Below are 13924 nucleotides of genomic sequence, written 5' to 3'. Positions count from 1 at the left end.
CATCCTGCCAAAAGCCTGCCCATCAACCTCGTGCTCTCCAATCTAGCCTCTCTAAGCACATCTAGAGAGGGCCAGGGAATGGCAGATTTACCCGCTTCACACCGCCTGCGCATCGGCCGCTTCAGCGAACCCAACCGCATCTACCTCATCACCACCAACACCCACGAACGCATACCGATATTCAACAACTTCCATCTCGCTCGCTTAGTGGTCTGGCAATTTCGGCTGGCTCAGTACCAAGGGCTGGCCAATTCCCTGGCATGGGTGATCATGCCGGACCATTTCCACTGGCTGCTTGAACTGAAAAAAGGCTCGCTGGCGGACTTGATGTGCCAGGTGAAGTCAAAAAGCACCAGGACCGTCAATGGTGCAAGCGGACGCAAGGGGCGGCTTTGGCAAGAGAGCTTCCATGACCGGGCGCTACGCAAGGAAGATGACTTGGTGAAAATGGCCCGGTATGTGGTGGCTAATCCATTGCGAGCGGGCCTGGTGGAGCGGATTGGCGACTACCCACTGTGGGATGCCATCTGGGTCTAACGTCCGGCAACATTAGCTGAAACAACACCGTTCAAATGTGGGAGGGGGCTTGCTCCCGATTGCGGTAAGTCAGTCAGCTTATCTGTAACTGACACACCGCAATCGGGAGCAAGCCCCCTCCCACATTTTTTATCCGCATTTCAGGCCGCCAGTTTGCCGCTGGCGATGGCTGCCGACGCAGCCACCATGGCGCGCAACAACACCGTGAAAATGGCCCGATAGGTGGTGGCTAATCCATTGCGAGCGGGCCTGGTCAAGCGGATTGGCGACTACCCACTGTGGGATGCCATCTGGGTCTAACGTCCGGCAACATTAGCTGAAACAACACCGTTCAAATGTGGGAGGGGGCTTGCTCCCGATTGCGGTAAGTCAGTCAGTTCATCTGTAACTGATACACCGCTATCGGGAGCAAGCCCCCTCCCACATTTTTTATCGGCATTTCAGGCCGCCAGTTTGCCGCTGGCGATGGCTGCCGACGCAGCCACCATCGCGCGCAGCAATACCGTAAAAATGGCCCGATAGGTGGTGGCCAATCCATTGCGAGCGGGCCTGGTGGAGCGGATTGGCGACTACCCACTGTGGGATGCCATCTGGGTCTAACGTCTGGCAACACTAGCTAAAACAACACCGTTCAAATGTGGGAGGGGGCTTGCTCCCGATTGCGGTAGGTCAGTCAGCTTATCTGTAACTGATACACCGCTATCGGGAGCAAGCCCCCTCCCACATTTTTTACCGCATTTCAGGCCGCGAGTTTGCCGCTGGCGATGGCTGCCGATGCAGCCACCATGGCGCGCAGCAATACCGTGAAAATGGCCCGATAGGTGGTGGCTAATCCATTGCGAGCGGGCCTGGTGGAGCGGATTGGCGACCACCCGCTGTGGGATGCCATCTGGGTCTAACGTCTGGCAACATTTGCTGGAACAACACCGTTCAAATGTGGGAGGGGGCTTGCTCCCGATTGCGGTAAGTAAGTCAGTTCATCTGTAACTGATACACCGCTATCGGGAGCAAGCCCCCTCCCACATTGTTTACCGGCATTTCAGGCCGCGAGTTTGCCGCTGGCGATGGCTGCCGATGCAGTCACCATGGCGCGCAGCAATACCGCACACCCCGCCGCCAGATCATCCGGGGCGGCGTTCTCGATCTCGTTATGGCTGATCCCCCCCTCACACGGCACAAAGATCATCCCCGCCGGCCCCAACTCGGCGACGAAGATCGCGTCGTGACCTGCCCCGCTGACGATGTCCATGTTCGACAAGCCCAGCCCATTCGCCGCATCGCGCACGGCGTCAACGCAGCCTTTGTCGAAGTACAGCGGCGGGAAGTCGGCCGTGGGTTCCATTTCAAAACTCAAGCCATGCTTGGCGCAGGTGTCATCAATGACCTTGCGCACCTCGGCAATCATCGAATCCAAGCGCGCCGGTTCCAAGTGACGGAAGTCCAGGGTCATGCGCACTTCGCCAGGAATGACGTTGCGTGAGCCGGGATACGCCTGCAGGCAACCCACGGTCCCGCAAGCATGGGGCTGATGCCCCAACGCCGCCGCATTCACCGCCGCCACCACTGCCGCCGCGCCTACCAGGGCGTCCTTGCGCAGGTGCATCGGTGTCGGCCCCGCATGCGCTTCAACGCCGCGCAGCTTCAGGTCGAACCACTTTTGTCCGAGGGCGCCGAGTACCACGCCGATGGTCTTCTTCTCATCCTCAAGAATCGGCCCTTGTTCGATATGCGCTTCGAAATACGCACCGACCTTGTGCCCACTCTCAGGACGGGTTCCCGCGTAGCCAATCGCATTCAACGCATCACCCACGCTCACGCCATCCGCATCGACTTTGGCCAGCGTCTCCGCCAGGGTGAATTTTTCGGCAAACACTCCGGAGCCCATCATGCAGGGCGGAAAGCGCGAGCCTTCTTCGTTGGTCCACACCACCACTTCCAGCGGCGCTTCCGTTTCGATATTCAGATCGTTCAGGGTGCGCAGCACTTCCACCCCGGCTAATACACCAAAGCAGCCATCAAACTTGCCGCCCGTGGGCTGAGTGTCGATATGGCTGCCGGTCATCACGGGCGGCAGGTTGGGATTACGACCGGGACGGCGCGCGAAAATATTGCCAATGCCGTCGACGGTCACGGTGCAACCGGCGTCTTCGCACCACTGCACAAACAGGTCGCGGGCCTTGCGGTCGAGGTCGGTGAGGGCCAGGCGGCACACGCCGCCCTTGGGGGTGGCACCGAGTTTGGCCAGGTCCATCAGCGACTGCCACAAGCGGTCGCGGTTGATGTGCTGGTGGGTCGATTGCAGAACGTCAAGGGCAGCGTTCATGGGGATCTCCTCAGGCTTGTATTTCTTATGAATTGACAACGACCGGGCTGATTCCGCGCCTGGCATTCAGGCCGTAATACAACAACCCGCCCAACGCCGAACCGGTAAACCAGCCGTAGCTGTAGAACCAGCTGAACGCATCACTGCCCAACGACAGCAACGTCAACACCACCGGCACGCCAAAGGCGATAAAGCCGCTCCAGTTCCACGCCGGGTATACGTCGTCGCGGTACAAACCGGCCAGGTCCAGTTGCTGTTTGCGGGTGATGAAGTAGTCCACCACCATGATCCCGGCGATCGGGCCCAGCAAACTTGAGTAACCCAGCAACCAGTTGGAATACACGGTTTCCAGGCTCACATCCGAGACGATCAGCCCGAGTTTTTTCAGCAGTTCATGGCCCATCAATACCAGCCCGACCAGGCCGGTGAGGATCACCGCCGTGGTGCGGTTGATCAGCTTGGGCGCGATGTTCTGGAAGTCGTTGGTGGGCGAGACGATGTTCGCGGCAGTGTTGGTGGACAAGGTCGCGACGATGATCAGCGCCATGGCCACGGCCACCCACACCGGGCTCTGGATATGACCGATCAGGGTCACCGGATCGGACACGCTGACGCCTACCAGCTTCACTGACGCGGCGGTCATGATCACGCCGAGGGCGGCGAACAGAAACATGGTCAGCGGCAGGCCGAAAATCTGCCCGAGGATCTGATCCTTCTGGCTTTTGGCGTAGCGGCTGAAATCGGGAATATTCAGCGACAAGGTGGCCCAGAAGCCCACCATCGCGGTAAGGCCGGCCATGAAATAACCGGTGAGGCTCGCCCCTTCAGGGCGCTTGGGAGGAATAGCCATCAACTCGCTGATAGATACATTCGGCATCGCCCACACCAGCAGGCCAATGCCCACAGCTACCAGCAACGGCGCCGACAGGGTTTCCAGGCGCTTGATCGACTCGGCGCCACGCAATACGACCCACAAATTCAGGCACCAGAAAATCATGAAGCCGATCACTTCACCGGTGCCGCCTAGGGACTTCCACCCCTCAAAAATCGACCCCAGGAACAGGTGAATCGCCAGTCCGCCAAACATCGTCTGGATACCAAACCAGCCGCACGCCACCAGCGCGCGGATGAGGCACGGCACGTTGGAACCGAGGATCCCGAAAGACGAACGCAGCAACACCGGAAACGGAATGCCGTACTTGGTGCCGGGGAAGGCGTTGAGGGTCAGCGGAATCAGCACCACGATATTGGCGAGCAAAATCGCCATCAGCGCCTCGCCCACCGACAACCCGAAGTAAGCGGTCAGCACCCCACCCAGCGTGTAGGTGGGCACGCAGATCGACATGCCGACCCACAGCGCGGTGATGTGCCATTTGTTCCAGGTTCGTTCATGCACCTTGGTCGGTGCCATGTCGTGGTTATAGCGAGGGCTGTCGAGGACGTCGGGGCCGGCGTCGAGTTCGTACAGGCCGTTGCGTTCTATGACTTGCGATCTGTTCTGTTGCATGGCCGCTCCACGGTTTTTTCGAATTATTTTTGCTCACCTGCGTGGTGAGTGCAGGTGGCCGGAGTACCTCGTAAACAACATGACATCACGGGCCCGGCCAGCCGTTTCTGCACTCAATAACCGTGCCGAAAACCGCCACTACACCCTTACCGCTCATATAACTGACTGATGTTAATCAGCTTTCCGATTGAACCTGCGGTACTTGCCACGTGACTCAGGCCGAATAACGTAGAAGTTGCCCGAACTGTCAGGACTCAATCTGGTGCAACACAATTATTTTTATTTCCCAGCCCCGTCAAGAGGCATATCTCAACCGTCTGATTTGCAATAAGAAATGTTGCTCATATTGAGATCCTGTCAAGTGCGTCAAAATGGTGAGAGACCGCTACATTTTGGTGATTTTAATTTTTAATCCTTATAAATCAGATACTTAATATGGATATAAGCTTATTAAAAATCTTCTTGCTCAATCGAAAAACTCGGGCTAGTTTCTATTCCTGTCACCGATGACAGGAATTAACCGACCGTCGGAAGCAGTATTACAACACTTAGAACTGGCACAAGCCGGTCAAGCCTGTGAGGAACTCGACATGTCGCTGTTGATCCGTGGCGCTACCGTTATTACCCATGATGAAAGTTACCGCGCCGATGTGTTATGCGCAGGCGGTCTAATTCGCGCCATTGGCACGGATCTGGATATTCCCGCCGGCACTGAAATACTCGATGGCAGCGGCCAATACTTGATACCCGGCGGCATCGACCCCCATACCCACATGCAACTGCCTTTCATGGGCACCGTGGCCAGTGAAGACTTTTTCAGTGGCACAGCAGCGGGCTTGGCCGGAGGCACCACCTCCATCATCGATTTTGTGATCCCCAACCCGCAGCAGTCCTTGATGGAAGCGTTTCACCAATGGCGCGGCTGGGCCGAAAAATCGGCATCCGACTACGGCTTCCACGTTGCAATCACCTGGTGGAGCGAACAGGTGCGCGAGGAAATGGCCGAGCTGGTCAGCCATCACGGCATCAACAGCTTCAAGCACTTCATGGCCTACAAGAACGCAATCATGGCGGCCGACGACACCCTGGTCGCCAGCTTCGAGCGCTGCCTGGAACTCGGCGCCGTGCCCACCGTGCATGCCGAAAATGGCGAGTTGGTGTATCACCTGCAACGCAAGTTGATGGCCCAGGGCATCACCGGGCCGGAGGCGCACCCGCTGTCGCGCCCGTCCCAGGTAGAAGGTGAAGCGGCCAGCCGTGCGATCCGTATCGCCGAGACGATCGGCACGCCGCTGTACCTGGTGCACGTGTCCACCAAAGAAGCGCTGGATGAAATCACCTATGCCCGTGGCAAGGGCCAGGCGGTGTACGGCGAAGTGCTCGCCGGCCACTTGCTGCTGGACGACAGCGTCTACCAACACCCCGACTGGCAAACCGCCGCCGGCTATGTGATGAGCCCGCCGTTCCGCCCGCGCGGGCACCAGGAAGCGCTGTGGCATGGCCTGCAATCGGGCAACCTGCACACCACCGCCACCGACCACTGCTGCTTCTGCGCCGAGCAAAAAGCCGCCGGGCGTGACGATTTCAGCAAGATCCCCAACGGCACCGCCGGTATCGAAGACCGCATGGCGCTGCTGTGGCACGAAGGCGTCAATACCGGGCGCCTGTCGATGCAGGAGTTTGTCGCGTTGACCTCCACCAACACCGCGAAGATCTTCAACCTGTACCCACGCAAAGGCGCGATCCGCGTGGGTGCGGATGCCGACCTGGTGCTGTGGGACCCCGAAGGCACGCGGACCATTTCCGCCAAGACGCACCATCAGAAGGTCGACTTCAACATCTTCGAAGGCAAGACCGTGCACGGCGTGCCGAGCCACACCATCAGCCAGGGCAAACTGGTCTGGGCCGATGGCGACCTGCGCGCCGAACGCGGGGCCGGACGGTATGTGGAACGGCCGGCGTATCCGTCGGTGTTTGAGCAGTTGAGCAAGCGGGCCGAGCATTCCAGGCCGGTTGCTGTGAAGCGCTGAGACCGCCATCGGGGGCAAGCCCCCTCCCACGCTTGACCGCATTCATTCAGATACAACTCGGTCGAATGTGGGAGGGGGCTTGCCCCCGATGAGGCCAGTACAGGCAACAAAAATGCCCACTTAGAGGCAATCCAAAAAAACCGTGAGGCCAACACCGTGATCCAGACCCTGACCCACCTCCCCCATCCTCATGAAGACGGGGCCACCCTCGCCAGCCATTTCACCGACCTGGCGCCGCCCCTCAACGCCCGCCAGGCCCAACTGGAAGCCTCGCGCTGCCTGTATTGCTACGACGCCCCGTGCGTGAACGCGTGCCCCAGCGAAATCGACATCCCGTCGTTCATTCGCAATATCCACACCGACAACGTCCAGGGCGCAGCGCAGAAAATCCTCTCGGCCAATATCCTCGGCGGCAGCTGCGCCCGGGTCTGCCCCACCGAAATTCTCTGCCAACAAGCCTGCGTGCGTAACAACAGCGAAGAATGCGCGCCCGTGCTGATCGGCCTGTTGCAACGCTACGCCATCGACAATGCGCACTTCAGCGAACACCCCTTCCAGCGCGCCGCTTCCACCGGCAAGCGCATCGCCGTGGTGGGCGCCGGGCCAGCCGGTCTGGCCTGTGCCCATCGCGCAGCCCTGCATGGCCACGACGTGGTGATTTTCGAAGCCAAGGAAAAAGCCGGCGGCCTGAATGAATACGGGATCGCCAAATACAAACTGGTGGACGACTTTGCCCAGAAGGAACTGGATTTCCTCCTGCAAATCGGCGGCATCGAAATCCGCCACGGCCAGCGCCTGGGTGACAACCTGACCTTGAGCGAACTGCATCAGCAATTCGATTCGGTATTCCTCGGCCTGGGTCTCGCCGCCAGCAAACAACTGGGGCTGCCCCACGAAGACGCCCCCGGCCTGCTCGCCGCCACCGATTACATCCGCGAGCTGCGCCAGGCCGATGACCTGACTCAACTGCCCCTGGCCGACCGCTGCATCGTGCTCGGCGCCGGCAACACCGCCATCGACATGGCCGTGCAAATGGCCCGCCTCGGCGCACGCGATGTGAACCTCGTCTACCGCCGTGGCCTTGCCGATATGGGCGCCACTCACCATGAACAAGACATCGCCAAGGCTAATCAGGTGCGCCTGTTAACCTGGGCACAGCCCGAAGAAGTGCTGCTGGATGACAAGGGCCACGTACGTGGCATGCGCTTCGCCCGCACCCGCGTGGAAAACGGCCGCCTGCGCCCCACCGGGGAAACCTTCGAACTGGCTGCCGATGCGATCTTCAAGGCCATTGGTCAAGGCTTCGACAACGACGCATTGCACGATCCCCTGGCGCAACAGCTGCACCGCGTGGGCGAGCGCATCTTCGTCGACGAACAGCTACGCACCAGCATCCCTGGGGTCTACGCCGGCGGCGACTGCGTCAGCCTCGGCCAGGACCTCACCGTACAGGCAGTGCAACACGGCAAGCTGGCCGCCGAAGCCATGCACGCCCAACTCATGCTCAATGTGGAGGCTGCGTAATGGCCGATCTCTCGATTGTCTTCGCCGGTATCAAAGCCCCCAACCCGTTCTGGCTGGCCTCCGCGCCGCCCACCGATAAGGCCTACAACGTGGTGCGTGCGTTTGAAGCAGGCTGGGGCGGCGTGGTGTGGAAGACCCTGGGTGAGGACCCCGCAGCGGTCAACGTGTCGTCACGTTACTCGGCGCACTTCGGCGCCAACCGTGAAGTGTTGGGCATCAACAACATCGAGCTGATCACCGACCGCTCGCTGGAAATCAACCTGCGGGAAATCACCCAAGTGAAAAAGGATTGGCCCGACCGCGCGCTGATCGTGTCGCTGATGGTGCCGTGTGTTGAAGAGTCCTGGAAAAACATTCTGCCCCTGGTGGAAGCCACCGGCTGCGACGGTATCGAGCTGAACTTCGGCTGCCCCCACGGCATGCCCGAGCGCGGTATGGGCGCGGCGGTAGGCCAGGTGCCGGAGTATGTGGAACAGGTGACGCGCTGGTGCAAGACCTATTGCTCGCTGCCGGTGATCGTCAAGCTCACGCCGAACATCACCGACATCCGTGTGGCGGCGCGGGCGGCCTATCGCGGCGGTGCGGACGCGGTGTCGCTGATCAACACCATCAATTCCATCACCAGCGTGGACCTGGATCGCATGGTCGCCCTCCCCATCGTCGGTACGCAAAGCACCCACGGCGGTTATTGCGGGTCGGCGGTCAAGCCGATTGCCTTGAACATGGTCGCGGAAATCGCCCGCGACCAGCAGACAAAAGGCCTGCCGATCTGCGGCATTGGCGGCATCGGCAACTGGCGCGACGCCGCTGAATTTGTCGCCCTCGGTTGCGGCGCGGTGCAAGTGTGCACGGCGGCGATGCTGCATGGGTTTCGCATCGTGGAGGAGATGAAGGACGGGCTGTCGCGGTGGATGGACAGCCAGGGTTACGCGAGCTTGCAAGAGTTTTCCGGGCGCGCGGTGGGCAATACAACGGACTGGAAGTACCTGGACATCAACTACCAGGTGATCGCCAAGATCGACCAAGAGGCGTGCATTGGCTGTGGGCGTTGCCATATTGCCTGTGAGGATACCTCTCACCAGGCCATCGCCAGCTTGAAGCAGGTGGACGGCACGCATAAGTACGAGGTGATCGATGATGAATGCGTGGGCTGCAACCTGTGCCAGATCACCTGCCCAGTGGCGGATTGTATCGAGATGGTGCCTATCGACACGGGCAAGCCGTTTTTGAATTGGACGCAGGATCCGAGGAATCCCTACCGGGAGGCGGTGTAGGCCTGCAGACCGCTATCGGGGGCAAGCCCCCTCCCACAATGGTCTGCATTCTTTCAGCCAAAATGCAGTAAAGCCCCCTCCCACAGTTGTCTGCATTCTTTCAGACAAAATGCAGTAAAGGTGGGAGGGGCGGTGCGACGATTCGACTTGCTCCCGATGAGGCCCTCAGCCCCCCCATCCCACTCAAGGCTCCAACCCAATCCCGCGCAAAATCACACCTGTCACCGTCTGGATCGCCTTCTCGAACTGCATATCCGACAACGGCTGGTGATCATTCAAAATCTTCACTTGGTGGTCAAAGTCGGCATAGTGCTGGGTCGATGCCCAGATCATATACAGCAGGCTCGACGGCTCCACCGGCAGGATGCGTTTGTCTTCCACCCACTGGCGAATTTTCGCTTCCTTCATCTTGGCCCAGTCGTACAGGCTCTCGTCCAGCGCCTCACCGAGTGTTGGTGCGCCGTGGATGATTTCGTTGGCCCAGACCTTCGAACCATAGGGCCGCGTGCGTGAGCGCTGCATCTTGGCGCGGATGTAACTGCTGAGGACCACCCGTGGGTCATCGAAGGTTTCGAAGCTCAGGGCGTCCTGTTTCCACACCTCCAGCAGGTCGAACAGCACGGCGCTGTACAGTTCGCTTTTGGTGGTGAAGTAGTAATGCAGGTTGGAGCGCGGCAATTGCGCTTCTTCAGCAATGTCGGCCATGGCGGTGCTGCCGTAGCCTTTCTCGGCGAAGATTTTCTCCGCCGCCAGCAGGATTTTTTCGACGTTGATCCGACGAATTCCGATCTTGTGATTGCCCATAAGGGCTCCCTGACAAAGACATACGCCAAAGACTACCACCCGCTCTAGATCGGGGCGACAGGCGCAGTCGAAACTTCGTACACTGCCCGCTCCTAACCATTGATGGGTATTGCACAATGTTGATCAAGAAAACCCTGACCACTGTCGCCCTGCTCGCCTCCCTGCTGGGTGCCTCCGCAGCATTTGCCCATGCTCATCTCAAAAGCGCCACGCCTGCGGCAGACAGCACTGTCACGGCCCCCCAGGATCTGCGCCTGACCTTCAGCGAAGGCATCGAAGCCACCTTCACCAAGGTATCCCTGAGCAAGGACGGCACCGAAATCGCCATCAAGGGACTGGATACCGAAGGCGCCGACAAGAAAACCCTCGTCGTCACCCCGGCCGCGCCATTGGCGGCCGGTAACTACAAGGTGGTGTGGAATGCCGTCTCGGTCGACACCCACAAGAGCAACGGCGAATACAGCTTCAAGGTCGGCCAATAATCCATGGCGACGCTGCTGGTGCTGTGCCGCTTTGTGCATTTCATCGTCGTGTTGCTGATGTTCGGGGCCTGTGTGTTCAGGCCCTGGCTCCTGGGCGCCAAACCGCAGCCCGTGCTGGACCGACAATTGTTGCGCATGACCCGTGGCCTGGCATGGACGGCCCTCGCGTCGGGTGTGATCTGGTTAATGTTGATCACCGTCAGCATGGCGGGCTCATGGGCGGCGGCGCTGGAACCGTCAACTGTGCAGTTGGTGCTGGGCAAGACCTTTTTTGGCCAGGTATGGACCTGGCATCTGATGATAAATGGGTTGCTGGCCATCGCCCTGATGACCGCGTGGAAGGCCCCGCGCCTGCCGCTGATCACACTCTTGCTGATGACCCTCGCGCCGGTCGGCCATGGCGCCATGCTCGACGGGCTGAGCGGGCAGCTGTTGATCCTCAACCAGGTGGTGCACCTGATGTGCGTCGGTGCATGGTTGGGTGGGTTATTGCTGCTGGTTATGATCCTCAGGCAATCGAACCGTTATGAGCTGGCACCTGTCCTGCGTCGTTTCAGTGGCGTGGGCTACGGCCTGGTCGCGGGCCTGCTGGTGACTGGCTTGATCAATGTGCGCGTACTGACCGGGCAACTGTGGCCCACGCCGTTGTTCAGTGGTTTTGCCCTGATTCTGTTGATCAAGGTGATGCTGGTGTTGGGCATGTTGGCCCTGGCACTGCTGAACCGGCTGCGCCTTGATCGTTGCGAACAGCAGCTGGGCAGTTTGAAGGTCAGCGTGATGGTGGAGTGGCTGCTGGGTGTTTGCGCAGTAGCCGCTGTTTCGCTCCTCGGCACTTTGCCGCCGATGGTCCTGGCTGACTGAATATAGAAGGGGCGGTGCGACGATTCGCCTGGCTTCCGATGGCGGTGTATCAGCGACATCATCTGTGGCTGACCCACTGCTATCGGGGGCAAGTCGAATCGTCGCACCGCCCCTCCCACATTGACTGTTACCGCCTTCACTTAGTCATCGTATAACTTCTGCTTGACACTCCACGAAAACCCCGCAAATATCCGCACTGATGTTGTACGACGACGTATAACAAATAATAAAAACAACAAATCAAAGGGAGCGTCACTGTGAGTCAATTCGCCCGTAATTCCTCGTCGTGTATCGGCCTTATCGGTCTCGGCGGCCTGGCCTTCACCCTGCCCCTCATCACCCACGCCGAAGGTTTTGTCGACGACGCCAAAGCCACGCTCAACCTGCGCAACGCCTATTTCAACCGCAATTTCACCAACCCGGCGAACGCCCAAGGCAAGGCCGAAGAGTGGACGCAGAGTTTCATTCTCGATGCCAAGTCGGGCTTCACCCAGGGCACGGTGGGTTTCGGCCTTGATGTGTTGGGCCTGTATTCCCAGAAACTGGATGGCGGCAAAGGCACTGGCGGTACCCAATTGCTGCCAATCCACGATGACGGCCGCCCCGCCGACAACTTCGGACGCCTGGGTGTGGCGCTGAAAACCCGACTGTCGAAGACCGAACTGAAGGTCGGCGAATGGATGCCGGTGCTGCCGATCCTGCGTTCCGACGATGGTCGCTCCCTGCCCCAGACCTTTCGCGGCGGCCAGGTGACGTCCAACGAGATCGCCGGCCTGACCCTTTACGGCGGCCAGTTCCGTGGCAACAGCCCGCGCAACGACGCGAGCATGGAAGACATGTTCATGAACGGCAAAGCGGCATTCACCTCCGACCGGTTCAACTTCGGCGGCGGCGAATACAGCTTCAATGACAAGCGCACCCAGGTCGGCCTGTGGTACGCCGAACTGAGCGACATTTACCAGCAGCGCTACGTCAACCTCACCCACAGCCAGCCGGTAGGCGACTGGACGTTGGGCGCCAACCTCGGTTTCTTCAGCGGCAAGGAAGACGGCAGCGCCCTGGCCGGCGACCTGGACAACAAGACCACCTTCGCCCTGCTCTCTGCCAAATACGGCGGCAACACCTTCTATGTGGGCCTGCAAAAACTCACCGGCGACAGCGTGTGGATGCGCGTCAACGGCACCAGCGGCGGCACCCTGGCCAACGACAGTTACAACGCCAGCTATGACAACGCCAAGGAAAAATCCTGGCAGGTGCGACATGACTTCAACTTCGTGGTGCTCGGCGTACCGGGGCTGACCCTGATGAACCGCTACATCAGCGGCAGCAACGTGCACACCGGGGCGATCACTGATGGCAAGGAGTGGGGGCGTGAGTCGGAGCTGGCCTACACCGTGCAGAGCGGTGCGCTGAAGAACCTGAACGTTAAGTGGCGGAACTCGACCATGCGTCGGGATTTCAGCACCAACGAATTCGACGAAAACCGGATCTTTATCAGCTATCCAATCTCCCTGCTGTAGAGCTCAGTCTCCCAGCCCAAGAAAATCCCCTGTGGGAGGGGGCTTGCTCCCGATGGCGGTGGGTCAGTAACAGATGCATTCACTGGCACGCCCTCATTGAGGGCAAGCCCTCTCCCACATTTTGCTCCGCACTCTGTCCGCAAGAACGTTGACAACCTGGGGGCTCCCTAACAATACTTCGGCATAGTCATACGACAACCTACAACAAAAATTTGGAATCCCCATGACCACGACCACCCCCGCTCCCTTCAACCGCCTGCTGCTCACCGGTGCCGCCGGTGGCCTCGGTAAAGTCCTGCGCGAGCGCCTGCGCCCTTATGCCCAAGTACTGCGTCTGTCCGACATCGCCGCCATGGCCCCGGCTGCCGATGCCTCGGAGGAAGTCCAACCGTGCGACCTCGCCGACAAACAAGCCGTGCACCACTTGGTGGAAGGCGTCGACGCCATCCTGCACTTTGGCGGTGTCTCGGTGGAGCGTCCGTTTGAAGAAATCCTCGGTGCCAATATCAGCGGCACATTCCATATCTACGAAGCCGCCCGCCGCCATGGCGTGAAGCGCGTGATCTTCGCCAGCTCCAACCATGTGATCGGCTTCTACAAGCAGACCGAAACCATCGACGCCCATTCCCCACGCCGCCCCGACAGCTACTACGGCCTGTCCAAGTCCTATGGCGAAGACATGGCCAGCTTCTACTTCGACCGCTACGGCATCGAGACCGTGAGCATCCGTATCGGCTCCTCGTTCCCGGAACCGCAGAACCGCCGGATGATGCATACCTGGCTGAGTTTCGACGACCTCACTCAACTGCTCGAACGCGCGTTGTACACGCCGAACGTCGGCCACACCGTGGTCTACGGCATGTCGGATAACCTCGACACCTGGTGGGACAACCGCCACGCCGCACACCTGGGTTTTGTGCCCAAGGATACTTCCGAAGTGTTCCGCGCCCAGGTCGAAGCCCAGCCGCCAGTGGCTGCCGATGACCCGGCAAAAATCTATCAGGGTGGCGCATTCTGCGCAGCCGGGCCGTTCGGTGATTGAGTTCACATCAACCCAAGGGA

The 13924-nt window shown here is 59.7% G+C and carries 11 protein-coding genes and 3 pseudogenes; 11 read left to right on the top strand and 3 right to left on the bottom strand.

Features of this window, described 5'->3' with window-relative positions; genetic code table 11:
* Window positions 1-78 precede the first annotated feature (78 nt).
* The 4 genes and pseudogenes from AOA61_RS01410 to AOA61_RS32105 form a co-directional block, all read left to right on the top strand.
* Window positions 79-537 carry a transposase gene (locus AOA61_RS01410; protein WP_095184376.1) on the top strand — a complete coding sequence of 153 codons (459 nt, stop codon included), beginning with the start codon at window positions 79-81 and terminating at the stop codon, window positions 535-537.
* 198 nt (window positions 538-735) lie between these two features.
* A pseudogene (locus AOA61_RS01405) lies at window positions 736-837 on the top strand (transposase); the annotation flags it as partial.
* A 198-nt stretch (window positions 838-1035) separates the two neighbouring features.
* Window positions 1036-1137: pseudogene (locus tag AOA61_RS32110) on the top strand (transposase); the annotation flags it as partial.
* 197 nt (window positions 1138-1334) lie between these two features.
* Window positions 1335-1436 (top strand): annotated as a pseudogene (locus AOA61_RS32105) (transposase); the annotation flags it as partial.
* A 140-nt stretch (window positions 1437-1576) separates the two neighbouring features.
* On the opposite strand, the gene AOA61_RS01390 reads toward AOA61_RS32105, so the two are convergent.
* Complete coding sequence (locus AOA61_RS01390) at window positions 1577-2860, bottom strand: Zn-dependent hydrolase (protein ID WP_099600960.1); 1284 nt, start codon at window positions 2858-2860, stop codon at window positions 1577-1579.
* A 25-nt stretch (window positions 2861-2885) separates the two neighbouring features.
* Window positions 2886-4367: an NCS1 family nucleobase:cation symporter-1 gene (locus AOA61_RS01385; RefSeq protein ID WP_032889926.1), complete on the bottom strand. Its 1482-nt coding sequence runs from the start codon at window positions 4365-4367 to the stop codon at window positions 2886-2888.
* Window positions 4368-4957: 590 nt separating this feature from the next.
* On the opposite strand from AOA61_RS01385, the gene hydA reads away from it, so the two are divergent.
* The 3 genes from hydA to preA all read left to right on the top strand — a co-directional run bounded on the left by hydA (window position 4958) and on the right by preA (window position 9195).
* Window positions 4958-6397, top strand: coding sequence for a dihydropyrimidinase (hydA, locus tag AOA61_RS01380; RefSeq protein ID WP_099600959.1), 1440 nt, complete (start codon window positions 4958-4960; stop codon window positions 6395-6397).
* Between the two features lie 156 nt (window positions 6398-6553).
* Complete coding sequence (locus tag AOA61_RS01375; protein ID WP_099600958.1) at window positions 6554-7921, top strand: NAD(P)-dependent oxidoreductase; 1368 nt, start codon at window positions 6554-6556, stop codon at window positions 7919-7921.
* Window positions 7921-9195 (top strand): NAD-dependent dihydropyrimidine dehydrogenase subunit PreA, encoded by a 1275-nt coding sequence (gene preA / locus AOA61_RS01370; RefSeq protein WP_099600957.1) that lies wholly within the window; start codon window positions 7921-7923, stop codon window positions 9193-9195. Before AOA61_RS01375 ends, preA begins: the two co-directional genes overlap by 1 nt.
* Window positions 9196-9378: 183 nt before the next feature.
* Here the strand turns inward: preA and AOA61_RS01365 are convergent, their stop codons facing one another.
* Window positions 9379-9999: a TetR/AcrR family transcriptional regulator gene (locus AOA61_RS01365; protein WP_032889933.1), complete on the bottom strand. Its 621-nt coding sequence runs from the start codon at window positions 9997-9999 to the stop codon at window positions 9379-9381.
* A gap of 116 nt (window positions 10000-10115) precedes the next feature.
* On the opposite strand from AOA61_RS01365, the gene copC reads away from it, so the two are divergent.
* The 4 genes from copC (at window position 10116) to AOA61_RS01345 (ending at window position 13904) form a co-directional block, all read left to right on the top strand.
* Window positions 10116-10481 (top strand): copper homeostasis periplasmic binding protein CopC, encoded by a 366-nt coding sequence (gene copC, locus AOA61_RS01360; protein ID WP_032889934.1) that lies wholly within the window; start codon window positions 10116-10118, stop codon window positions 10479-10481.
* Between the two features lie 3 nt (window positions 10482-10484).
* Window positions 10485-11342 (top strand): copper homeostasis membrane protein CopD, encoded by an 858-nt coding sequence (gene copD, locus AOA61_RS01355; RefSeq protein WP_099600956.1) that lies wholly within the window; start codon window positions 10485-10487, stop codon window positions 11340-11342.
* Between the two features lie 257 nt (window positions 11343-11599).
* Complete coding sequence (locus AOA61_RS01350) at window positions 11600-12862, top strand: OprD family porin (protein ID WP_032889938.1); 1263 nt, start codon at window positions 11600-11602, stop codon at window positions 12860-12862.
* 223 nt (window positions 12863-13085) lie between these two features.
* Complete coding sequence (locus AOA61_RS01345; protein WP_095184371.1) at window positions 13086-13904, top strand: NAD(P)-dependent oxidoreductase; 819 nt, start codon at window positions 13086-13088, stop codon at window positions 13902-13904.
* The last annotated feature ends 20 nt before the right edge of the window (window positions 13905-13924 follow it).

Source organism: Pseudomonas sp. 2995-1, assembly GCF_002742505.1.
GTDB classification, from domain to species: Bacteria; Pseudomonadota; Gammaproteobacteria; order Pseudomonadales; family Pseudomonadaceae; genus Aquipseudomonas; species Aquipseudomonas sivasensis.
Note: the sequence above shows the minus strand (reverse complement) of the source record. Positions and strands in the feature narration are given on the sequence as shown.

Coding starts and splice junctions, on each gene's coding strand:
- hydA (WP_099600959.1), top strand. CDS start 4,958: ATGTCGCTGTTGATCCGTGGCGCTACCGTTATTACCCATGATGAAAGT.
- AOA61_RS01365 (WP_032889933.1), bottom strand. CDS start 9,999: ATGGGCAATCACAAGATCGGAATTCGTCGGATCAACGTCGAAAAAATC.
- AOA61_RS01390 (WP_099600960.1), bottom strand. CDS start 2,860: ATGAACGCTGCCCTTGACGTTCTGCAATCGACCCACCAGCACATCAAC.
- AOA61_RS01345 (WP_095184371.1), top strand. CDS start 13,086: ATGACCACGACCACCCCCGCTCCCTTCAACCGCCTGCTGCTCACCGGT.
- AOA61_RS01410 (WP_095184376.1), top strand. CDS start 79: ATGGCAGATTTACCCGCTTCACACCGCCTGCGCATCGGCCGCTTCAGC.
- copD (WP_099600956.1), top strand. CDS start 10,485: ATGGCGACGCTGCTGGTGCTGTGCCGCTTTGTGCATTTCATCGTCGTG.
- AOA61_RS01385 (WP_032889926.1), bottom strand. CDS start 4,367: ATGCAACAGAACAGATCGCAAGTCATAGAACGCAACGGCCTGTACGAA.
- copC (WP_032889934.1), top strand. CDS start 10,116: ATGTTGATCAAGAAAACCCTGACCACTGTCGCCCTGCTCGCCTCCCTG.
- preA (WP_099600957.1), top strand. CDS start 7,921: ATGGCCGATCTCTCGATTGTCTTCGCCGGTATCAAAGCCCCCAACCCG.